This window comes from Streptomyces sp. NPDC020489 (assembly GCF_044386545.1).
Lineage (GTDB): Bacteria > Actinomycetota > Actinomycetes > Streptomycetales > Streptomycetaceae > Streptomyces.
This window is the reverse complement of sequence record NZ_JBIRUZ010000006.1, coordinates 312,215-332,614: the sequence shown is the minus strand read 5'-3', so window position 1 is coordinate 332,614 and position 20,400 is coordinate 312,215. Positions and strand designations below refer to the sequence as shown.

Sequence of the window (20,400 nt, the reverse complement as noted above, 5' to 3'; positions counted from 1 at the left end):
AGCGCATCGATTCCGCAGCTGGGGCGCATGGATGCACGTGCGGGGGCGCGCGGGAGGATCTGTGGGGGGAGATGGGTAGCCACAAGCGGGGTGGCTTCCGTCTTTTACCCCGGCAATCCTCGCATGCCTCGCATTACCGGTATGTCCGCGGGGCATTGATCTCCACGGCCGGATCTTTTCGCTTCAGGGGTTGTTCCCAGGGGGTACACCATGGCCGCAAGGCCTCTCGTCGCACGGCAGCCCAACGAACGGCTGCAGGCGCTCATCCAGGAAGCGGGCTGCTCGAACGCCGGGCTCGCCCGCCGGGTCAACATGTGCGGTGCCGAGCACGGCCTCGACCTGCGCTACGACAAGACGTCCGTGGCGCGCTGGCTGCGCGGACAGCAGCCGCGGGGGCGCGCCCCGGCGATCATCGCGGAGGCGCTGGGCCGCAAACTCGGCCGTACGGTCACCATCGACGAGATCGGCATGGCCAACGGCAAGAACCTCGCCTCGGGTGTGGGCCTGCAGTTCTCGCCGACCGTGCTGGGCGCCATCGAGCAGGTCTGCGAACTGTGGCGCAGCGACGTGGGGCGCCGGGACTTCCTGTCCGGCTCCTCGGTCGCCGCCTCCGCGCTCGTCGAGCCGAGCCGGGACTGGCTGATCTCCTCACCCGACCCGCAGGTGGCACGTCAGGCGGGCCCGCGCGTGGGGCAGTCCGACGTGGCGGCCGTGAAGGCGATGACCCAGGCGCTCGTCGACCTCGACCACCAGTACGGCAGCGGGCATGTGCGCCCGGTGGTGGTGCACTACCTCAACAGCGTCGTCTCCGGGCTGCTGGCCGGGTCGTACCGGGAGGCCGTCGGACGGGAACTGTTCGCCGCCGTCGCGCGGTTGACGGAGCTCGCCGGGTACATGGCCATCGACACCGGCCAACCGGGCCTCGCGCAGCGGTACTACATCCAGGCGCTGCGGCTGGCGCAGGCCGCCGGGGACCGCGGCTACGGCGGGTACGTGCTCGCCGCGTCCATGAGCCATCTCGCCGCGCAGCTCGGAAACCCGCGGGAGATCGCGCAGTTGGCGCGTGCGGCGCAGGAAGGGGCGCGGGGGCGTGTGACCCCGCGCGCGGAGGCGATGTTCCTCGCGGCGGAGGCCCGCGGGCACGCCCTGATGGGGGATGTGCGCGCGGCGCAGTCGGCGTCCGGGCGGGCGGTGAGCGCGCTGGAGGCCGCCGACGCCTCCCGCGGGGACGACCCGGCGTGGATCGCGCACTTCGACGAGGCCTATCTCGCCGACGAGTTGGCGCACTGCCACCGGGACCTGGGGCAGGCCGACGCGGCGGCGCGGCGGGCCCAGGAGTCGCTGGACGGGCTGCCGGAGACCAAGGCGCGGCGCCGGGCCATCGGTTATGTGCTGCTCGCCACCGCGCAGGTGCAGCAGCGGGAGATCGAACAGGCCTGCCACACGGGGCTGAAGGCCGTGGAGTTGCTGGAGACCGTCCGCTCCAACCGGGGTGCCGAGTACCTCGAGGACTTCCAGCAGCGGCTGGAGCCGTTCCGGGACGAGCCGGTGGTAAGGGAGTTCGGGGCACGGATGGACCTTCAGGCGGCGGCGTGAAACCCCGGGCGGCGAGGGCGTGAACGGGCGAAAAACGCAAGGCCCGTAAGGGAAAGGAGGGCGTATGTAGCGGATGCGGGCCCGGTTTTGTTACCGCGGTCACAGGGACGCCGGTCGGGTCCTGTGCGGCGTGGCACCGGGCTCGGGGGACCCGGTAGCGTGAGCCGACGATTCACAAGGTCCCCCATTAGTAGGAGTCCCGGTGACGCAGAGTGGACAGGGCGAGGAGCCCTCGCCGCGCGTGGCGCGCGAAGGCATCGTGCTGCCCTCCGACGGCGGCGAACCGCTGCTGCCGGGCCAGACGGGCGGACCCGGCGGCCATCCGTCCGCCCCGCACACCCCCACCCCCGCCGCGCCGCCCTCGTCGGCCCCGCCGGGCGGCCAGGCCTGGGGCACCCCCTGGGGACCCGAGGCGCAGTCGGCCGGCCCGCAGCAGGGCCAGGGCTGGGACGCCTCCCAGGGCGGGCAGTGGGGCACACCGGACCCGTACCAGGCACAGGACCAGGCACAGGCTCACGCGCAGGCACAAGCCCAGGCACAGGCGCAGTGGGGTGGCGCCGCGCAGGAGCCGTCGCGGCCCCTGCCGCAGGAGGGCGCCCCGGCCGGCGGCTACGACAGCGACCAGCCGACCTCGTACTACCTGCCTCCGGTCAACCAGAACCCGCCCGCGGGCCCCGACGCGTACGGCACCCCGGGCGCCGGTCACGGCACCTACGGCTCGCCCGCCGGTCAGGACACCGACCAGCCCACCTCGTACTACCTCCCGCCGGTCGGCCAGAACGCGCAGGCCGCCCCCCAGCCGCCCGCCGGACCGAGCGGACCCATGCCCGCGGCGCACCCGGACGCGTACGGCTACCCCGCGCCCGGAGCGCCCCTGCCGCCCGCCGACGAGGGCGCCACGCAGTACCTGCCGCCCGTCGCCGCCGCCCCGGACGAGGGCGCGACGCAGTACCTCCCGCCGGTGCCGCCCGGGCCACTGCCGCCCGAGGCGCCCAGGGGAGGGGGCGCGGAGCAGACGCAGTTTCTGGGACGCCCCCAGGGGTCGGCCTCCGGGCCGGACGCCGAGGCGACGCAGTTCATCCCCCCGGTGCCCGGGCAGCACGACGGGGAGCGGCAGCCGCCGGCCGAGTTCGACAACCTCTTCCGCAGCGGTCCGGGCGGGGACAGCCCCGCCGGGGCCACCCAGCAGCTGCCGCGCTTCGAGGCGGGGCCGCCGCCGCGCGCGGGGCGCCCGCAGCCGTCGTACGACCATGACGACGACGGCGGTGGCCGTGGGGGGCGTGGGCGCTCGCGGGTGCCCGTCATCGCCGCCGTCGGGATCGGTATCGCCGCCCTCGGGATTGGTGCGGGCGCCCTGCTCGCCGGGGGCGGGGGCGACGACGGCGACGGGAACAAGCCGGTCGCGGCGAGCGAGCAGACCTCCGAGTCCGCCTCGCCGTCCGCCGACCCCGCCGAGGCGCAGGCCGTCGAGCTGGACAAGCTGCTGGCCGACAGCGGCGACAGCCGGGCCTCGGTGATCAGCGCGGTCGAGGACGTCAAGGCCTGCCGGAACCTGGGCCAGGCGGCCAAGGACCTGCGGGACGCGGCGACCCAGCGCAATGATTTGGTGACCCGGCTGTCCGGCCTGTCCGTCGACAAGCTGCCCGACCACGTCCGGCTGACCACCGCCCTGACCAAGGCGTGGGAGGCGTCCGCGGCGGCCGACAACCACTACGCGGCCTGGGCCGACCAGACCGCCGGCAAGAGGGGCTGCAAGAAGGGCCAGGCGCGCAGCACCGCCGAGACCCAGGCCGGCAACCAGGCGAGCGGTGAGGCCAGCGCGCAGAAGACCGCGGCGGCCAGGCTGTGGAACGCGATCGCCAAGACGTACGGCCTGACCGAGCGCACCCGCACTCAGCTCTGAGCGCCCCGCCCCGGCCGGGGCGGGCCTCAGCCGACGTCGGCGTTCTCCAGGGTCGCGCGCACGTCCGTGAAGCCCTCGCGGGCCGTCACCAGGCGGCCCTCGCGGACGGCCTGGAGGGTCACCTCGGTGTTGAACAGGCGGGGCAGGCCGACGGCGGCGAGCCCGTTGTCGTAGTCCCAGTCGAGTGTCGGCGTCAGACCGCCGGTGTTGACCTTCAGGCCGCCGTCGAGGGCCTTGCGCACCGCGGTCGACGTCACCTCGCCGTCGCCGAGGGACTCCACGGCGGCCCTGAAGACCGTGTACGCGAGCCAGGTGGTCTGCACCCCGGCGTCCGCGGGGTCGATGCGGTTGTCGTCGAAGGCCTGCTCCTTGATGACCTTCTTCATCGCGTCCCAGCGCGGGTCCGTCGCGACCGGGTACCAGCCGGCGACGTAGGAGCCCTCGTACGGGCCCGACGCGCCGCCGGTGGCGTTGACGACCGTCTGGTCGACGCTGCCGAGGACGGTGGCGGTGCGCACGTCGGGATAGTCCTCGCGGGCGCGCCGGAAGGAGTCCATGAAGGTGCTGGTGCGGTCCCCGAGGGCGGGCACCACACAGCCCTTCTTCCCCGGGTCGCCGGTGGTGCGGTCGAGGGCGCGCTCGGACTGGGCGCCGTACTCGGTGGCGTCCTCGGCGGCCAGCTGGTCGGCGGCCGCGGGGTGCCCGGCGGCCTTGAGCCCGGAGTCGAGCATGACGTGCAGCTCGTCCCCGGCGATGCTGTCGGGGCGGACCAGCGCCACCGGTCCGCAGTCGGCGCCGAGCTCCTTGCCGAGGCCGGCGAGCAGGCTGGGCTGGCCGCCGTTGACGGGGTAGGACAGGGGGCTGTCGAACTCGGCGTTGGTGATGCCGTAGCCGCCGATGTAGGGGATGTCGGCGCTCTCCAGCGTGGAGAAGAACGTGTCGCCGAACTGGCTGTAGGAGCCGACCACCGCGACGACCTCCTCGTCGGCGGCGCGCTGGGCGCACCCGGCGGCGGTGATGGTGTCGTTGCGGTCGTTGCAGACGAGGACGGTGAGCTTGCGGCCGTTGATGCCGCCGTGCGCGTTGACCCAGCGGGCGTAGGCCTGCGCCATGGCGGGCATGCCGGGCTTGTTGGTGGCGTCGGTGTTCATCGAGGCCCAGGTCATGACCTTGATCGGGTCGTCCCCGGAGCCCCCCGTGGCACCGGGGATGACCCCGCAACCGGTGGTGAGCGACGCACACACGGCCAGTGCCCCCGCCGCGAGGGCGGTGGCTCTGACGGGCCGGTGGAGCGTGGGGAGGAAGGTGCTGCGGATGCGTCGCCTGCCGGTCATGGGCACACACGCTTCCGCCACATGACCAACCCACGAGTGACTCAGGGTCGACGAACGGTGACACGCAGGTGAATTGCGGGGGTCGGTGAGACCGGTGTGCGAGGGAACGTACGATCGATGACCGTGCAAGGTTCGGAGAACTCTTCCCGTCGCGGCCGTCGCTCCTCCACCATGGGCGGCATGCCACTGAACGACATGCCGTGGTGGCGCTGGCGCAGCAATGTGCGCTCCGCGCTGCACATGCTCTCCGACCCAGGGTTCCAGCGGGACGTCTGGCTGGCCGGTGTCGAGGGGTACGGGGACGTCACCGACGCCGTGTACCGCCTCGTCGAGGACACCTGGCTGGACAACTGGTCCGCCGAGAAGTACGTCGGCACGATCTTCCGGGACTCCCAGGAGGCGGCCCTCGTCGACACCGCCGTCCTCAGGGTGTTGCGGATCATGCACCAGGTCGGTCCCGACGCTCCCGTCTCCGTGTACATGGAGAACCCGGGGTGGCCGGACGCGGTGCGGGCGGCGCGGGACGCGCATGTGCGGATGGCGACGGCCGACGGCGACGACCCCGAGGCGGCGCCGCGCTCGCTCCAGGTGCTCCAGATCATGACCCGGTCCGCGTGACGGACGGCGTCCCTGCCGCACCGGCGGATATGGGACCCTGTCCTGCATGAACGCGCAGTCCACCCCCGCCGAGCAGTACGTCCTCACCCTGTCCTGCCCCGACAAGCAGGGCATCGTGCACGCCGTGTCGAGCTACCTCTTCATGACCGGCTGCAACATCGAGGACAGTCAGCAGTTCGGCGATCACGACACGGGTCTGTTCTTCATGCGCGTCCACTTCTCGGCCGAGGAGCCGGTGACCGTGGACAAGCTGCGGGCCTCCTTCGCGGCGATCGGTGACGCCTTCCACATGGACTGGCAGATCAACCGGGCCGAGGACCGCATGCGGGTCGTGCTGATGGTCAGCAAGTTCGGGCACTGCCTCAACGACCTGCTCTTCCGGGCCCGGATCGGCGCGCTGCCGGTGGAGATCGCAGCCGTGGTGTCCAACCACACCGACTTCGCCGAGCTCGTGGGCTCCTACGACATCCCCTTCCACCACATCCCGGTGACGAAGGAGACCAAGGCGGACGCCGAGGCGCGGCTGCTGGAGCTGGTGCGCGAGGAGGGCGTCGAACTCGTCGTCCTCGCCCGGTACATGCAGGTCCTCTCCGACGACCTGTGCAAGCAGCTCAGCGGGCGGATCATCAACATCCACCACTCCTTCCTGCCGAGCTTCAAGGGCGCCAAGCCGTATCACCAGGCGCACGCGCGGGGCGTGAAGCTGATCGGGGCGACGGCGCACTACGTCACCGCCGACCTCGACGAGGGGCCGATCATCGAGCAGGAGGTCGAGCGGGTCGGGCACGACGTGACGCCGGACCAGCTGGTCGCGATCGGGCGGGACGTGGAGTGCCAGGCGCTGGCGCGGGCCGTGAAGTGGCACGCGGAGCGGCGGATCCTGCTGAACGGGCGCCGGACGGTGGTGTTCGCCTAGGAGCTCGGGGCCTGGTGTCGTCGGGCGGCTGCGGGCTGGTTGTGCCTGGTCGCGCAGTTCCCCGCGCCCCTGAAGGTGCGTCCAGTGAACCGGCCTTCTTTCAGGGGCGCGGGGAACTGCGCGAACAACCCCCACTCGCCCGCAGCCGCCGACGATGGCGCAACCCGCCCCTAGATCCGGCTCAACGACGCGACCGCGAACAGTACGTCCTTGATCGCCTCGCGGTCACCGACCTGGCCCGCCGCCGCGTCCGCCGGAGGCACATGGCCGGCGGCCAGCTGACAGAACTCCACGCCGTCCAGGGCCACATGCGCGACCTCGTGCTCCGCGGAGCCCACCGCCGCCGGGGAGTCCAGGGGGATCAGCCACTCGCCGCCGCCCAGGCCCTCGATCTCCAGCCGCAGACTGCGCCCCGGCTCGCCGGCGACGCTGAGATGACGTCCGTGGCCGGGGGCGGCCAGCCCGTTCTGCCGGCGTGCGGCCAGGGCCGCGGGGAGCATGCGGGCGGCGAGGTCGATCATGCGGTTGAGGTGGCGGGGGGACGGCGGGGCGTACGGGTAGTCGACCGCCTCGGCGATGTCGTCCGCGTGGACCCAGCACTCGAAGGCGCGGTCCAGCATGGCGTCGCGCAGGGGGAGTTCGAAGTCGCCGTACGACACCGGGAGCTTGCCGGCGCCGCCGCCGGTGAAGGAGACCGTGCGGACCAGGTCGTGGCTCTGCTCGCGCCAGGGACCCCGGACCGAGCGGGTCGGCGGGAAGTGCGAGCCGCGCCAGAACGCCTCGGTGCGCCCCGCCGGGGTCGGCGCGTTCGCGGGGGCCTGTCCGAGGGGGTCGTCCAGGCCCAGGGCGAGGGCGATCAGACCGTCGACGGAGAGCAGGTGCGCGATGACACCGGCGACCGTCGTACGACGGCTCGTCGGCTCGTCGGCCTCGAACCAGCGCAGCCGCACGGGCGCGTGCCACTCGGCGTCGCCCATGTCCCGCAGCAGCGCGTCCAGGCGGGCGGTCTCGGCGTCGTACGGCCTCGCCCACTCCGGCACGGGGATGCGCGGCGGGCGGCGGTCCAGGCAGCTCTCCAGCACGCGGGTGCGCAGCCCCGGGTCCAGGTCCAGGCTCTCCGGCGGGTGCAGGAGGCCGACCGCGCCGCGCAGCCGCAGCGCCTCGTCCGCGCAGGAGCCGCAGTCACCGAGGTGCTCCTCGACGGCCGCGGTCTCCTCCGGGGAGCAGGCGGCGAGGGCCCAGGCACCGAGCAGCGACTTCAGGACGGCGTGCTCCAGGACGAGAGGGGCGGGCGGCGGGGTCTCCAGCGGCGGCAGGGGGTGGCCGGTGTCCTCGACGGAGGCCCGGGGGAGCGGTATGCGGGGCGGCTCGTCGGGGTGGTCGCGGTGGTCGGGGGTGGGGGCGCCGCCGCCGCCGTCGCCGCCGGTGTGCAGCGGGTCGCCCTGCTCGGGCGCGGCGCCGGAGGACCCGTCCTCCTGGCCTCGGCCCTCTTGGTCGTCGCCCTCGCTGCCCTCGCTGCCCTTCTTGCTCTCGTGTTCGTCGTACGCCTCGAAGCGGTTCGCCTCGTTCACGCGGCACCTCCGTAGCCGGGTGGTGCTCCGGGGGCGCCGGCGTCGTGGGCCGTGGCGAGGAGCTGGAGTCCGAGGCGGAGGCGGCGGCGGGCCTCGTCCTCGGTGACGCCGAGGTCGGCGGCGGTCTGGCGGTAGTCGCGGCGCTGGAAGTAGGCCAGCTCCAGGGCGGCGCGCAGCGGGGACGGCATGGACTGCACGATGTAGTCGGCGCGGGCGGCGACGGAGGCGCGGCGGACCTTGCGCTCCAGGTCCTCGGCGCAGCCGCGGCCCGCCTGCTCCAGGGCGGCGGTCTCGGTGGCGCGCAGGCGCTGCACGGCGAGACGGTGGGTCAGACCGGCGACCCAGGAGCGCAGGGGGCCCTGCCGGGGGTCGTAGGTGTCGGGGTGCTGCCAGACGTGGGCGAAGACCTCGCGGGTGATGCCGTCGGCGGCGCGTTCGTCGCCGAGGACGCGGTGGGCGAGGCCGTGCACGAGTGAGGCGAAGCGGTCGTAGAGCTCGCCGAGGGCCGCCGCCTCACCGCGTGCGAGCCGCTGCTGCATCTTGCGGTCCCAGCGGGGCGGTGCGTCCTTCTTCGCCATGCGGCCCCCTCAGCCCTGTTCTTGTGTGCCCGTCAAGCCTGAGCCCACCGTCTCCTCGAATGTAGTCGGCACGTCCGACAGCGCACGCCCCTTTGTCGCATTGTGCGCCCCCGGGGGAGCCGGCGGTGATAGTGGACATCGCCTCCCCTCCACTGTGCTCCCCTCCTCGATCGAACAGGATCGAAGGCGACTAGAACAAGCCTCTTCTGATCGCTTCCCGTTTCCCGTGGCGCGTTTCGGGGCACGGCCGCTGGGCAGCCACGCTGCAAGGAAACGTAGGAACGCCTTCCGTTCGTTGGTCGTTCCGGCAAGTCCCGGCGAGCGAAAGGCGTGGTGGTGGCGTTCAACGTGACCGAATGCGAGCGCGGCGGCTGGACCGTGCTGCGGGTGTCCGGAGAACTGGACCTGGTGACCTCGCCGGTGCTGCGTCAGCGGGTGCACGACGTGGTCGCCGACGGGCGCCACGGCCTCGTGCTGGACCTGTCCGAGGTCTTCTTCTGCGACTCCAGCGGGGTCGGCGTCCTCATAGCCGTCCGCCGTCTCATCCGCTCCTGCCAGGGCCGGCTGCGCCTGATCCTCCCGGCCCAGGGCGCCGACGGGGGCACCTCCCGGTCCGGCGGATCCGAGCTGGGGGGAGGCGCCCACGTCAACCGGGTGCTGGGCGCGCTGGGCGTACGGCGTCTCTTCGACGTCCACGCGGACCTGGACGCGGCGGTCTCGCAGGACGCGGACCCGCTCTCGGCGTGAGGGAGTGTGGCCCACATCACCGCCTCGCCACACCGTTGTCCCGAAATTCCCCCGGTCCCGGCACAACCGTCGCTTTCCCGCTCCCCGCCCGGGCCCGGCGTCGTACGCTCCGATCCAGATGCACCCCACGTGATGTAAGGCGGCCCGAGAAGACATGGTCAGCAGCGAGTACGAGCGCAGGATCGCCGGCCGGTTCGCCACCTTCGACCAGGACGGCAACGGCTATATCGACCGGGAGGACTTCAACGTGGCGGCCAAGGCGCTGCTCGCGGAGTTCGGTACGGCGGCGCGGTCCGACAAGGGGCAGGCCCTGTACATCGGCGCGGAGGCGTTCTGGCAGGGCATGGCGGGGATGGCGGACCGGGACGGGGACCAGCGGATCACCCGGGCCGAGTTCGTCAACGGCGCCCTGAAGCGGCTGCGCGACAACCCCGAGCGGTTCGCGGAGATCGCCCGGCCCTTCCTGCACGCGGCCCTCGCCGTCGCCGACCCGGACGGGGACGGGACGGCCACCGTCGAGGACACCGCGCGTGTGCTGCGGATCCTCGGCGTGGCACCGGACGTCGCGGGCTCCGCCGCGGGCGCGCTCGACACCGACGGGGACGGCCGGATCGGCGAGGAGGAGGTCGTCGCCGCCTTCGCCCGCTACTTCACCGTCCCCGAATAGCGCTCGCGCAGCTGGTACTTGAGCACCTTCCGCAAGGTCTCGTTGCGCGGAAGGGCGTCCACGACCTCCAGCTGCTCCGGCAGTTTGTGCACGGACAGCCCTTCCGCGCGCAGGTACGCCACCAGCGCCTCCAGGGTCAGCTCCGGGGCGCCGCGCGGCTGTTCCACCACCGCGCACACCCGCTCGCCGCGTTCCGCGTCCGGCAGGCCTATCACCGCCACGTCCCCGATCGCCGGGTGCGCGGCCAGCAGGTCCTCGATCTCCTTCGCCGAGATGTTCTCGCCCTTGCGGATGATGACGTCCTTGCGGCGCCCGGTGAGGACGAGGTGCCCGGAGTCCGTCAGGTGTCCGAGGTCCCCCGTGCGCAGGAACCCCTGCTCGTCGAAGGCCTCCGCGGTCTGTCCCGCGTCCAGGTAGCCCTGGCACACGGCCTCCCCGCGCAGCCGCACCTCCCCGTCCACGATCCGTATCTCCATCCCCTCCGGCGGCCGTCCCTCGGTCGTCGCGAGGTTCTCCACGGTGTCGTCCGGTGAGCCCATGGTGATCATCGGCACCTCGGTCATGCCGTAGCCGTGGGTGAGCTGCACCCCCATCTCCCGTACGACGGCGTGGTACAGCTCCGGCGGCTTGGGCGCGCCGCCACCGGCCAGCAGGCGCAGGGTGGGTATCACCTTCTCCCGCGGCCGCTTGCGCTGCTCCGCGAGGAACATCGAGTAGAACGCCGTGGACCCGCCCGCCACCGTCACCCCGTGCCGGCGGTACTGCTCCAGCGCGTCGGGCAGCGCGAAGTGCTCGAACATCACCGCGGGGAAGCCGTAGAGCAGCAACATGACCGTGTAGTCGGGGCCCGCGATGTGCGCGTAGGGGAAGGCCATCGAGCCCACGTCGTCCGGAGACAGGCGCAGGGCGTGGGCGAGGCAGGAGCCGCCCGCGATGAGGGAGCGGTCCGTGTGCAGGACGCCCTTGGGGTCCGAGGTGGTGCCCGAGGTCCAGTAGATCCAGCGGACCGAGGTGCCGGAGGCGGGTGGGGCGGGGAGCGCGGACGGATCGCCGTCGGGCAGGCGGTCGTACGCCTCGAAGACGCCCTTGGCGCCCAGGCGCCGCGCCATCGCCGTGTGGTCGAAACCCCGCCAGCGGCCGGGTACGGCGAAGTACTCGGCCTTCGACTCCCGTAGCGCGAAGCCGACTTCGCGGTCCCGGTAGAAGGGGATGACCGGTGACTGCACGGCGCCCAGCCGGGCCAGAGCGAAGGTCAGCACCGCGGTCTCGATGCGCGTCGGCAGCTGCCAGGCCACCACCGTGCCGGGGCGTACGCCCTTGTCGTACAGGCCCGCCGCCACCCGCTCGGCACGCGCGCGCAGTTCACCGAAGCTCACGCGGCGGTCGTCCTGGAGCAGGACCGGGCGGTCGGGGGTGAGGTCGGCGCGGCGGGCGAGCAGGTCCCACAGGGTGCGGGCGGAACTCAGGGAGTGCGGGGTCTCGTTCACGGGTGGCCCCCCTGCTTGGCTGACGACTCGTCAGGTGACATGCTATCTGACGATCCATCAGATAGTGCCTGTCAGGTGAACACCGTCCGGCGGAGGGGATCATGCCGACCGAACTGCCCCGCATCATCAGCGTCGACGACCATGTGATCGAACCCGCGCACCTGTTCAAGACCTGGCTGCCCGCCAGGTACCGGGACCGCGGCCCGCAGCCGCTCACCGCCGGGATCGGTGAACTGGCCTACGTCGGCGGCAAGTACCAGATCACGATGGACCCCGACGGCCCGCCCACCGACTGGTGGATCTACGAGGACCTGAAGTTCCCGTACAAGCGCAACATCGCCGCCGTCGGCTTCGACCGCGACGAGATGACCCTGGAGGGCATCACCCGCGAGGAGATGCGGCGCGGGTGCTGGGACCCCGTCGAGCGCCTGAAGGACATGGACCTCAACCATGTCGAGGGCTCGCTGTGCTTCCCGACCTTCCCGCGCTTCTGCGGCCAGACCTTCGCCGAGGCGCACGACAAGGAGGTCGCGCTCGCCTGTGTGCGCGCCTACAACGACTGGATGGTCGAGGAGTGGTGCGGGGACAGCGGCGGCCGGCTCATCCCGCTGTGCCTGATCCCCTTGTGGGACGTCGGGCTGGCCGTCGCCGAGATCCGGCGCAACGCCGCGCGGGGCGTGCGGGCGGTGACCTTCTCCGAGATCCCCACCCATCTCGGCCTGCCCTCCATCCACTCCGGCTACTGGGACCCGTTCTTCGCGGTCTGCCAGGAGACGGGGACGGTCGTCAACATGCACATCGGCAGCAGCTCCCAGATGCCGGCCGCCTCCCCCGACGCCCCGCCCGCCGTCCAGGCCGCCCTCAGCTTCAACAACGCCATGGCCTCGATGATGGACTTCCTGTTCAGCGGCGTGCTGGTGAAGTTCCCGCGGCTCAAACTCGCCTACAGCGAGGGCCAGATGGGCTGGATCCCGTACGCCCTGGAACGCGCCGACGACGTGTGGGAGGAGCACCGCGCCTGGGGCGGGGTGCGCGACCTCGTCCCCGAGCCGCCGTCGACGTACTACTACCGGCAGATCTTCTGCTGCTTCTTCCGCGACAAGCACGGGGTGGCCTCGCTGGACGTGGTCGGCCGGGACAACGCCACCTTCGAGACCGACTACCCGCACGTCGACTCGACCTTCCCGCACACCAAGGAGGTCGCCCTCGACCATGTGAAGGGCCTCGACGACGAGACCGTCCACAAGCTGATGCGGGGCAACGCCATCCGCATGCTCGGCCTGGACCTCGACCGCTGATGGACCTGTCGTGCACGCCCGAGGAGGAGGAGTTCCGGGCGGGGTTGAGACAATGGCTGGCCGCCGCGCTGCCCACGCTGCCTCCCCGGCCGTCCCCCGACGACTGGCCCGCGCGGCGCGCCCACGACCTCGGCTGGCAGCGGATGCTGTACGACGCCGGGTACGGGCACGTGCACTGGGACGCCTCGCCCACCCTGCGGCTGATCTTCCTGGAGGAGACCGAGAAGGCCGGCGCGCCCTATGTGGGCGCCGGGTTCGTCGGGCTGCTGCACGCCGGGCCCACCATCGCCGCCGAGGGCACCGAGGAGCAGCGGGCCCGCTGGCTGCCGCCGATCCTGCGCGGCGAGGAGGTCTGGTGCCAGGGGTTCAGCGAACCGGACGCCGGGTCCGACCTCGCGGCCCTGCGGACCCGCGCGCGCAGGGACGGCGACGCGTACGTGGTGACCGGGTCCAAGATCTGGACCTCGCACGCCGAGGTCGCCGACTGGTGCGAGCTGCTGGTGCGGACCGACCCGGACGCCCCCAAGCACCGCGGCATCACCTGGCTGGCCCTGCCGATGGACGCGCCGGGTATCACCGTACGGCCGCTGCGGACCCTCGCCGGGTCCGCCGAGTTCGCCGAGGTGTTCCTCGACGAGGTGCGGGTGCCGGTCGGCAACCGGGTCGGGGCGGAGAACGACGGCTGGCGGGTGACCATGGTGACGCTGTCCTTCGAACGCGGCACCGCCTTCGTCGGCGAAGTCGTCGCGTGCCGACGGGTGTTGCGCGAACTCGCCGCCGAGGCCCGCAAGAACGGCCGGTGGGACGAGCCGGAGCTCAGACGACGGCTCGGGCGGCTCAACGCCGAGTTCCGGGCGCTGTGGCGGCTGACGCAGTGGAACGTGAGCGAGGCGCAGGCGTCCGGCGGGGTGCCCGGGGTCGGGGGCTCCGTCTTCAAGCTGGGCTACTCGCACGCCCGGCAGGAGCTGTACGACACCGCGGCCGACGTCCTCGGCCCGGACGCCCTGGACCTCGACCGGCCGTGGGTCCTGGACCGGCTGTCCTCGCTGTCGTACACCATCGCCGCCGGGACCTCCGAGATCCAGCGGAACATCGTGGCCGAGCGGGTTCTGGGGCTGCCGAAAGGGTCCTGACGTGCGTTTCCAACTCACCGAAGAACAAAAGGCGTTGCGTGGCGGGGTCCGGGAGGTGCTGGCCCGGCGCTTCGACGCGCAGGCGCTGCGGGCGGCCGTGGCGGCACCCGGCCGACTGGACCGGGCGCTGTGGCGGGAGCTGGGGGAGGCCGGGTTCTTCGCGCTGCGGCTGCCGGAGGCGCGGGGCGGGGTCGGACTGGGGCTGTGCGAGACGGTGTTGGCTTTCGAGGAGGCCGGGCGGGCGCTGCTGCCGGGCCCGCTGGTGGCCACCCACCTCGCCGCGGGCACGGTGCCCGGGGCGGCCGACGGCTCGGTCGTCGTGGCGGCCGTCGACGCCGGTCTCGTGGAGTGGCTGGACGCCGCCGACGTGGTCCACGGGGACGCCGACGGTGCCGTGCCCCTCCGGTCGGTCGACCCGCTGACGCCGCTGCACCGCGTACCCGGGGCCGCGGCGACCGACCCCGTCGCCGTGCTGCTGACCGCCGCCGAGCAGCTCGGGACGGCCACCCGGGTGTGCGAGCTGGCGGTGCAACACGCCCGGACGCGCGAGCAGTTCGGCAGGCCGATCGGGGCCTTCCAGGCCGTCAAGCACCGCTGCGCACAGCTGCTGGTGCGGGCCGAGGTGGCCCGTGCTGCCGTCTACGCCGCCGCCGTCACCGCCGACCCGGCCGACATCGCCGCGGCCCGGCTGCTCGCCGACGAGGCCGCGGAGCAGGGCGCCCGCGACTGCCTCCAGATCCACGGCGGCATGGGCTTCACCTGGGAGTCCGAGGTGCATCTGCATCTGAAGCGGGCGTGGGTGCGGGCGCGGCGCGGCGGTGGCCGCACGGAGAGCGAGGAGCTGCTCGCGGCCGAGCTGACGGCCTGACAGGCGCCGTACCGGGCCGCCTCGCGAGGTCCGTCCCGCGAATGTCGCGGATCGTGGCACACCGGGGTCACGGAGCGTTGATATCGGGTTGTGTCCTATGCGTGACCCGTCACGGCCTGGAGTCGGCGCGTCGCTCCGGTACCTTCTGTGGGATGCGAGTGGTTCCGAGCACGAGCGGTGCCGGTGTTGCCTCTGGGGCGGCTCCGGATGCGGCGGTGCGCGTCGCTTCTCGCCGGGTCGGTGGGCCGTCGGCCGCCACCTGTTCGACTTCCCGCAGCGAGCGTCGCACAGTATGCCACCGGGGTACTCCTTCGCGCTGGAATATGCCCGAAGCGCTTGTTGGGGTGACTGTACGTCAACCATGCTGTCTCGTAAGGGAATCACGTTCTGTGACCCCGGCGTTGGCCATTGTTCTGGCCATGCAAAAAATGGCTACGATCGTGGCCCTCGTGAGGCGCGAGGCTATGTGTCTGCCGGTTCGGATGGTGTGAGCGGTGCAGGTGCTTCAAGTGCAGCTGGAGATCCGGCCCGACCCCGCAGAGGTGGGGCGAGCCCGCAGGTGGGCCCGCTCGCGGCTCGCCCGGTCCGGCGTGGGGGCCGACGAGCCGCTCGCCGAGACCGTGGTCCTGCTCGTGTCCGAACTGGTCACCAACGCCGTGGTGCACACCGGCCGGCCGGCCGTGCTGCTGCTGTCGCTGCCCGGTACGGCGACCGAACAGGCCACCGTCCGCCTGGAGGTGGCCGACGCCAGCGGCCGGGCCCCGGTGCCGCGCTGCGTCGACGGTGACGCCACGGGCGGGCGCGGTCTCGCCCTGGTCGACGGCCTCGCCGACCGGTGGGGCTGGACCCTCGAAGGGGCCGGCAAGCGCATCTGGTGCGAACTCGACCGCTGCGCGGCCCGCGGCCGAGAGGCCCCGGCGACCTTCGGCGGCGGCGCCCCGGCGTTCGAGGGGTACGAAGGGCTGGCGTACGAGGCCGTCTGAGCCGCCGCGCCACGGGGTGCGGTGCCGCAGACCGCCGTCGCCCGCGGGCCGCGCGGCCGGTGCACGGTCGCACGGCGCACCGGCCGATGTCGGCCGGTCCGGGGGCGGTGCGCCGGGACGTGCTTCCGTGCGCGCCCGTCACAAAGGGTGCGTAAGCGATAAATCCCAGGACGGGCGTTGACGCCACGTGCCCGTTTGCTCACGCTTGTGGTCAGCGATTCGCCGCGAGGGGACGACGAGGGCTCCGGTGACGGGAGCCCTCGGCGAGTGTGGGTCGTGATTCGGCGTCGGCTCCCTTCGGGGCCAGGAGGAGTCGGGGCGGGTACGCCGGAGCCGGACGGCGGCACGCGACGCCCTGCTCGGGGGCGGGTGTCCGGGTGCCGCCGCCCGGCCTTGTCCGCGCCCGCCGGGTCACAGGACGGCGACCGGCGCCACCGGCGTCCCCGTCCCGCCGACGAACGGCTCGGGCATGGCCGACAGCAGGAACGTGTAGCGGCCCTCTTCTCCACAGGCTGTGGACAACTCTTCGAGATTCCAGTTCTGGCCCTGGAGCATCCCCATCTCCACGAGGTCCAGCGCGTGCACCGCCAGCCACAGGTCCTCGATCTCTGGCGGGAAGATCTCGAAGGTCAGCGTGTCGTTCGCGACCGCCGCGACATCGCGGGCGTGGAACCACTCCGGCGTACGGACCGACAGCCCCGGCGACGGATGGCCGTAGGCGTGCTTGTCGCCCGCCAGGTAGACCTGCACCTGCCCGGTCCGTACGAGCGCGATGTCGCCCGCCCGTACGCGGGTGCCCGCGAGTTCCTCGGCGGCCTCCAGGTCCTCCGGGGTGACGGCGTGCGAGCTGCCCAGCCGGGCCGTGCCGTGCGCACGGGCGACATCCAGCAGGACCCCGCGCGAGACGATGTGCCGGGCCTTGTCGATCCCGCCGAACTCGGCGCCGCCGTGCGCGGTGATGGTGCCGGCCGGGCGGCCGTTGTAGAGCCTGCCCGAGTGCGAGACATGGGTGAGCGCGTCCCAGTGGGTGGCCGCCTGGAGCCCCATGGTCACCGCGTCGTCGCTGCACGCGACCGTGCCGGGGCCGAAGATCTCCTGGTTGATCTGCGTCATGGCGTGCAGCGGGTTGATCCGCCCCGGGATCATCCCGCTCTGCACCCCGTCCTCCTTCAACGGGAGGGCGAGCGGGACCCGGCGGCCTGTCCTGACCTCCGCCGCGGCCTGCCGCACCACCTCGTCGGTGATCAGGTTGAGGGTGCCGATCTCGTCGTCGGCGCCCCAACGTCCCCAGTTGTTCACGCGCTTGGCGATGTCGTGAAACGCCGGATGCATCGCGGTCAGTGGCATCGGTGCTCCCCGGGGCTTGTCTACGGGTGTCTGACGGGTCATAAAATCTAACGGTCCGTCAGAAACCGCGGGAAGGGGCCGGGCGTGGGGAACTTCTTGGCAGGCAAGGTGATCGCCGTGACCGGGGCCGGGCGCGGGATCGGACGGGCGGTGGCACTCTCGGCGGCGGCCGAGGGAGCGTCGGTCGTCGTCAACGACTACGGGGTGTCCGTGGACGGCGGATCGCCGACCAGCGAGGTCGCCGCCGAGGTCGTCAAGGAGATCGAGGCGGCCGGCGGCGAGGCCGTCGCGGTGGCCGACGACGTCTCGACCATGGCGGGCGGCCAACGGATCGTCGACATGGCGCTGTCGTCCTACGGGCGCCTCGACGGGGCCGTCTGCGTCGCCGGGATCCTGCGCGAGCGGATGCTGTTCAACATGACCGAGCAGGAGTGGGACCCGGTGGTCGCCACCCATCTGAAGGGCACGTTCACCGTGTTCCGGGCGGCCTCCGCGGTGATGCGGCGGCAGCGGGGCGGGACCCTGATCGGGTTCACCAGCGGAAACCACCAGGGGTCCGTCTCGCAGGCCAACTACAGCGCGGCCAAGGGCGGGATCATCTCGCTGGTGCGCAGCGCGGCACTGGGTCTCAGCAAGTACGGGGTCACCGCCAACGCCGTCGCGCCGGTGGCCCGTACCCGGATGTCGGCCGGGGTGCCCATGGAACTGGCGGAGATCGGGGAGCCGGAGGACGTGGCCGCGCTCGTCGTGTACCTGCTCTCGGAGCGGGCCCGGGAGATCACCGGGCAGGTGTACACGGTCGCCGGGCCGAAGATCGCGGTGTGGGCCCAGCCGCGGGAACTGCGCGCGGCGTACGCCTCCGGCGGGTGGACGCCGGAGACGATCGCGGAGTTCCTGCCGGGGACGGTGGGGGTGGACCCGATGCCGATGCTGTCGCGGGTGGCGGGGATGGAAAGGGCGGCGCGGGAGGGGGAACGGCCCAACGCCTAGGGCCACGTGCACAACAGGCCCCAGGGGGACGTGGATCGGTGAGTGACGGCTGCGGGTTCGTCGTGGCGTGTCGCGCAGTTCCCCGCGCCCCTGGGTGAGTCGGCGCATCCGGCGTATTGGAGGAGAGGTCCGTGGACTTCGGGTTCACCGCTGAGGACGAGGCCTTCCGTGCGGAGGCTCGGGCGTGGCTCGGCGCACATGTCACGGCTGAGCGGGACCGTCGCGGTTGGGAGCGCGCCCTGGGGAAAGCCGGGTGGATCGGGCTGGGATGGTCCGAGGGCGGGTACGGCAACCGGACCGCCACACTCACCCAACAGGTCGTCTGGGCCGAGGAGTACGCGCGCTCCGGGGCGCCGCCGCGGTCCGGGCACATCGGGGAGAACCTGCTGGCACCCACCCTGCTCGCGCACGGCTCGGCCGAGCAGAAGGCCCGGTTCCTGCCGGACATCGCCGCCGGGGACGAACTCTGGTGCCAGGGGTACAGCGAACCCGGCGCCGGGTCCGACCTGGCCGGGGTGCGCACCCGGGCCGAGCGGGACGCGGACGGGGCGTACCGGATCACCGGGCAGAAGATCTGGACCTCGCTCGCACGCGAGGCCGACTGGTGCTTCGTGCTGGCCCGCAGTGAACCGGGTTCCGTACGCCACCACGGCCTGTCCTTCCTGCTGGTGCCCATGGACCAACCGGGGCGGATCGAGGTGCGGCCGATCCGGCAGATGACCGGGACCAGCGAGTTCAACGAGGTCTTCTTCGACGGGGCCCACGCGCGCGCCGAGCACGTCGTCGGGGGCGTGGGCGACGGCTGGCGGGTCGCGATGAGCCTGCTCGGGTTCGAGCGGGGGGTGTCCACACTCGCCCAGCAGATCGGGTTCGCCGAGGAGTTGGGGCGCGTCGTGGCGGCGGCCGTGGCGAGCGGTGCGGTCACGGATCCCGTCGTACGGGACCGGCTGGTCCGGCAGTGGGCCGAACTGCGGGCGATGCGATGGAACGCCCTGCGCACGCTCGGGGGTTCGGGCGACACGGGCGCCTCCAGCGTCGCCAAACTGCTGTGGGGCGGGTGGCATCAGCGGCTCGGGGAGCTGGCGATGCAGGTGCGGGGCGTGCGGGCCGGCGTGGGCCCCGCCGACTGGTCGGCCGCCGCGCCCTACGAACTCGACGCGTTCCAGCACCTGTTCCTGTTCTCCCGGGCCGACACCATCTACGGCGGCTCGGACCAGGTCCAGCGCACGATCATCGCCGAGCGGGTGCTCGGGCTGCCGAAGGAACCCAAGGGGGTTGTGTGATGCGCGGCGTGGTGTTCGACGGGAAGCGGGTCGAGGTCGTCGACGACCTGGAGGTACGGGGACCGGGGCCGGGGGAGGTGCTGGTCGCCGTCGCGGCGGCGGGGCTGTGCCACAGCGATCTGTCGGTCGTCGACGGCACCATTCCCTTCCCCGTGCCGGTGGTGCTGGGACACGAGGGGGCGGGGATCGTCGAGGCCGTGGGGGAGGGGGTCACGCACGTCGCGGCGGGCGACCATGTGTCGCTGTCCACGCTGGCCAACTGCGGGACCTGCCCGGACTGCGACCGGGGGCGGCCCACCATGTGCCGCAAGGCCATCGGGCGGCCCGGACAGCCGTTCTCGCTGGGCGGGCGGCCGCTGTTCCAGTTCGCCTCCAACTCCGCCTTCGCCGAACGGACCGTGGTCAGGGCCGTGCAGGTGGTGCGCATCCCGCGGGACATCCCGCTGCCGTCCGCCGCGCTCATCGGGTGCGGGGTGCTGACCGGGGTCGGGGCCGTGCTGAACCGGGCGAGGGTGGACCGCGGGGACAGTGTCGTCGTCATCGGGACCGGGGGGATCGGGCTCAACGTCCTTCAGGGGGCGCGGATCGCGGGGGCGCTGCGGATCGTCGCCGTCGACGCCAATCCGGCGAAGGAGGCGGTGGCGCGGCAGTTCGGGGCGACCGACTTCCTGACCTCAGCCGAGGGGGTGCGGGAACTGCTGCCCACGGGGGCGGACCACGTCTTCGAGTGCGTGGGGCGCGTCGAGCTCGTACGGCAGGCCGTGGACCTGCTGGACCGGCACGGGCAGGCGGTCCTGCTCGGGATGCCCGCGGCCGGGGCGGAGGCGTCCTTCGTGGTGGCGTCCCTGTTCCTGGACAAGTCGATCCTGGGGTGCCGCTACGGCTCCTCGCGGCCCCAGCGCGACATCGCGCTCTACGCCGAGCTGTACCGGGAAGGGCGCCTGCTGCTCGACGAGTTGGTCACGCAGACCTATCCGGTGGAGGAGTTCGAACGGGCGGCGGCGGACGCGGAGGCGGGGAAGGTGGCCAGAGGCGTGCTGACCTTCTGAACGGAGGGCATGCTGGCCGGGGTCACGGTGCC

Annotated in this window: 18 protein-coding genes; 13 read left to right on the top strand and 5 right to left on the bottom strand. The window is 72.6% G+C overall.

Translation table 11 applies throughout. The annotated features are described in order from the left end of the window. Window positions 1–210 precede the first annotated feature (210 nt). Both ACH41F_RS18600 and ACH41F_RS18595 read left to right on the top strand, forming a co-directional pair. Window positions 211–1,596, top strand: a complete 1,386-nt coding sequence (locus ACH41F_RS18600) for a transcriptional regulator (RefSeq protein ID WP_398836605.1) — start codon at window positions 211–213, stop codon at window positions 1,594–1,596. 202 nt (window positions 1,597–1,798) lie between these two features. After that, window positions 1,799–3,499 carry a hypothetical protein gene (locus ACH41F_RS18595; RefSeq protein WP_398836603.1) on the top strand — a complete coding sequence of 567 codons (1,701 nt, stop codon included), beginning with the start codon at window positions 1,799–1,801 and terminating at the stop codon, window positions 3,497–3,499. 26 nt (window positions 3,500–3,525) lie between these two features. Here ACH41F_RS18595 and ACH41F_RS18590 read toward each other — a convergent pair whose 3' ends face one another. Continuing rightward, a complete protein-coding gene (locus tag ACH41F_RS18590; RefSeq protein WP_391234197.1) occupies window positions 3,526–4,833 on the bottom strand; it encodes an ABC transporter substrate-binding protein in 1,308 nt (435 codons plus the stop codon). Window positions 4,834–4,950: 117 nt separating this feature from the next. Here ACH41F_RS18590 and ACH41F_RS18585 point away from each other — a divergent pair, with 117 nt between their 5' ends. After that, a complete protein-coding gene (locus ACH41F_RS18585) occupies window positions 4,951–5,451 on the top strand; it encodes a hypothetical protein (RefSeq protein WP_391234198.1) in 501 nt (166 codons plus the stop codon). Between the two features lie 46 nt (window positions 5,452–5,497). Next, window positions 5,498–6,367: a formyltetrahydrofolate deformylase gene (gene purU, locus ACH41F_RS18580; protein ID WP_391234199.1), complete on the top strand. Its 870-nt coding sequence runs from the start codon at window positions 5,498–5,500 to the stop codon at window positions 6,365–6,367. A gap of 170 nt (window positions 6,368–6,537) precedes the next feature. On the opposite strand, the gene ACH41F_RS18575 is transcribed toward purU, so the two are convergent. Further along, entirely contained in the window at window positions 6,538–7,938 is a 1,401-nt protein-coding gene (locus ACH41F_RS18575) for a zf-HC2 domain-containing protein (RefSeq protein WP_398836600.1), read from the bottom strand. Continuing rightward, on the bottom strand, window positions 7,935–8,516 hold the full coding sequence (locus ACH41F_RS18570; protein WP_398836598.1) for a sigma-70 family RNA polymerase sigma factor: 582 nt from the start codon (window positions 8,514–8,516) through the stop codon (window positions 7,935–7,937). Before ACH41F_RS18570 ends, ACH41F_RS18575 begins: the two co-directional genes overlap by 4 nt. 330 nt (window positions 8,517–8,846) lie before the next feature. Here ACH41F_RS18570 and ACH41F_RS18565 point away from each other — a divergent pair, with 330 nt between their 5' ends. Both ACH41F_RS18565 and ACH41F_RS18560 read left to right on the top strand, forming a co-directional pair. Continuing rightward, a complete protein-coding gene (locus tag ACH41F_RS18565) occupies window positions 8,847–9,263 on the top strand; it encodes an STAS domain-containing protein (protein ID WP_391234202.1) in 417 nt (138 codons plus the stop codon). Window positions 9,264–9,417: 154 nt separating this feature from the next. Beyond that, on the top strand, window positions 9,418–9,930 hold the full coding sequence (locus ACH41F_RS18560) for an EF-hand domain-containing protein (RefSeq protein ID WP_391234203.1): 513 nt from the start codon (window positions 9,418–9,420) through the stop codon (window positions 9,928–9,930). On the opposite strand, the gene ACH41F_RS18555 is transcribed toward ACH41F_RS18560, so the two are convergent. Continuing rightward, window positions 9,909–11,417 carry an AMP-binding protein gene (locus ACH41F_RS18555; protein ID WP_391234204.1) on the bottom strand — a complete coding sequence of 503 codons (1,509 nt, stop codon included), beginning with the start codon at window positions 11,415–11,417 and terminating at the stop codon, window positions 9,909–9,911. The two genes, ACH41F_RS18560 and ACH41F_RS18555, sit on opposite strands and share 22 nt — an antisense overlap. 101 nt (window positions 11,418–11,518) lie before the next feature. Here ACH41F_RS18555 and ACH41F_RS18550 point away from each other — a divergent pair, with 101 nt between their 5' ends. The 4 genes from ACH41F_RS18550 to ACH41F_RS18535 all read left to right on the top strand — a co-directional run bounded on the left by ACH41F_RS18550 (window position 11,519) and on the right by ACH41F_RS18535 (window position 15,699). Next, window positions 11,519–12,715 carry an amidohydrolase family protein gene (locus tag ACH41F_RS18550; RefSeq protein WP_391234205.1) on the top strand — a complete coding sequence of 399 codons (1,197 nt, stop codon included), beginning with the start codon at window positions 11,519–11,521 and terminating at the stop codon, window positions 12,713–12,715. Beyond that, window positions 12,715–13,848, top strand: coding sequence for an acyl-CoA dehydrogenase family protein (locus ACH41F_RS18545; RefSeq protein ID WP_398836595.1), 1,134 nt, complete (start codon window positions 12,715–12,717; stop codon window positions 13,846–13,848). The genes ACH41F_RS18550 and ACH41F_RS18545 overlap by 1 nt, the downstream gene beginning before the upstream one ends. A 1-nt stretch (window position 13,849) precedes the next feature. Continuing rightward, a complete protein-coding gene (locus ACH41F_RS18540) occupies window positions 13,850–14,716 on the top strand; it encodes an acyl-CoA dehydrogenase family protein (protein WP_398836592.1) in 867 nt (288 codons plus the stop codon). A gap of 509 nt (window positions 14,717–15,225) precedes the next feature. Next, window positions 15,226–15,699, top strand: coding sequence for an ATP-binding protein (locus tag ACH41F_RS18535; RefSeq protein WP_391234423.1), 474 nt, complete (start codon window positions 15,226–15,228; stop codon window positions 15,697–15,699). Window positions 15,700–16,110: 411 nt separating this feature from the next. On the opposite strand, the gene ACH41F_RS18530 is transcribed toward ACH41F_RS18535, so the two are convergent. Then, window positions 16,111–17,046 carry a cyclase family protein gene (locus tag ACH41F_RS18530; RefSeq protein WP_398836590.1) on the bottom strand — a complete coding sequence of 312 codons (936 nt, stop codon included), beginning with the start codon at window positions 17,044–17,046 and terminating at the stop codon, window positions 16,111–16,113. An 84-nt stretch (window positions 17,047–17,130) separates the two neighbouring features. Here ACH41F_RS18530 and ACH41F_RS18525 point away from each other — a divergent pair, with 84 nt between their 5' ends. The 3 genes from ACH41F_RS18525 to ACH41F_RS18515 all read left to right on the top strand — a co-directional run bounded on the left by ACH41F_RS18525 (window position 17,131) and on the right by ACH41F_RS18515 (window position 20,368). Beyond that, the gene (locus tag ACH41F_RS18525) at window positions 17,131–18,036 is read left to right on the top strand and encodes an SDR family oxidoreductase (protein ID WP_398836588.1); all 906 of its coding nucleotides are present in this window, start codon (window positions 17,131–17,133) and stop codon (window positions 18,034–18,036) included. Window positions 18,037–18,167: 131 nt separating this feature from the next. Further along, window positions 18,168–19,319 carry an acyl-CoA dehydrogenase family protein gene (locus ACH41F_RS18520; protein ID WP_391234210.1) on the top strand — a complete coding sequence of 384 codons (1,152 nt, stop codon included), beginning with the start codon at window positions 18,168–18,170 and terminating at the stop codon, window positions 19,317–19,319. Continuing rightward, entirely contained in the window at window positions 19,319–20,368 is a 1,050-nt protein-coding gene (locus ACH41F_RS18515; RefSeq protein ID WP_391234211.1) for an alcohol dehydrogenase catalytic domain-containing protein, read from the top strand. The genes ACH41F_RS18520 and ACH41F_RS18515 overlap by 1 nt, the downstream gene beginning before the upstream one ends. Window positions 20,369–20,400 lie beyond the last annotated feature (32 nt).

Excerpts from the sequence above, each read along its gene's own strand:
- ACH41F_RS18570 (WP_398836598.1), bottom strand. The coding sequence starts at position 8,516 with ATGGCGAAGAAGGACGCACCGCCCCGCTGGGACCGCAAGATGCAGCAG.
- ACH41F_RS18600 (WP_398836605.1), top strand. The coding sequence starts at position 211 with ATGGCCGCAAGGCCTCTCGTCGCACGGCAGCCCAACGAACGGCTGCAG.
- ACH41F_RS18585 (WP_391234198.1), top strand. The coding sequence starts at position 4,951 with ATGACCGTGCAAGGTTCGGAGAACTCTTCCCGTCGCGGCCGTCGCTCC.
- ACH41F_RS18515 (WP_391234211.1), top strand. The coding sequence starts at position 19,319 with ATGCGCGGCGTGGTGTTCGACGGGAAGCGGGTCGAGGTCGTCGACGAC.
- ACH41F_RS18590 (WP_391234197.1), bottom strand. The coding sequence starts at position 4,833 with ATGACCGGCAGGCGACGCATCCGCAGCACCTTCCTCCCCACGCTCCAC.
- ACH41F_RS18530 (WP_398836590.1), bottom strand. The coding sequence starts at position 17,046 with ATGCCACTGACCGCGATGCATCCGGCGTTTCACGACATCGCCAAGCGC.
- ACH41F_RS18545 (WP_398836595.1), top strand. The coding sequence starts at position 12,715 with ATGGACCTGTCGTGCACGCCCGAGGAGGAGGAGTTCCGGGCGGGGTTG.
- ACH41F_RS18550 (WP_391234205.1), top strand. The coding sequence starts at position 11,519 with ATGCCGACCGAACTGCCCCGCATCATCAGCGTCGACGACCATGTGATC.
- ACH41F_RS18560 (WP_391234203.1), top strand. The coding sequence starts at position 9,418 with ATGGTCAGCAGCGAGTACGAGCGCAGGATCGCCGGCCGGTTCGCCACC.
- purU (WP_391234199.1), top strand. The coding sequence starts at position 5,498 with ATGAACGCGCAGTCCACCCCCGCCGAGCAGTACGTCCTCACCCTGTCC.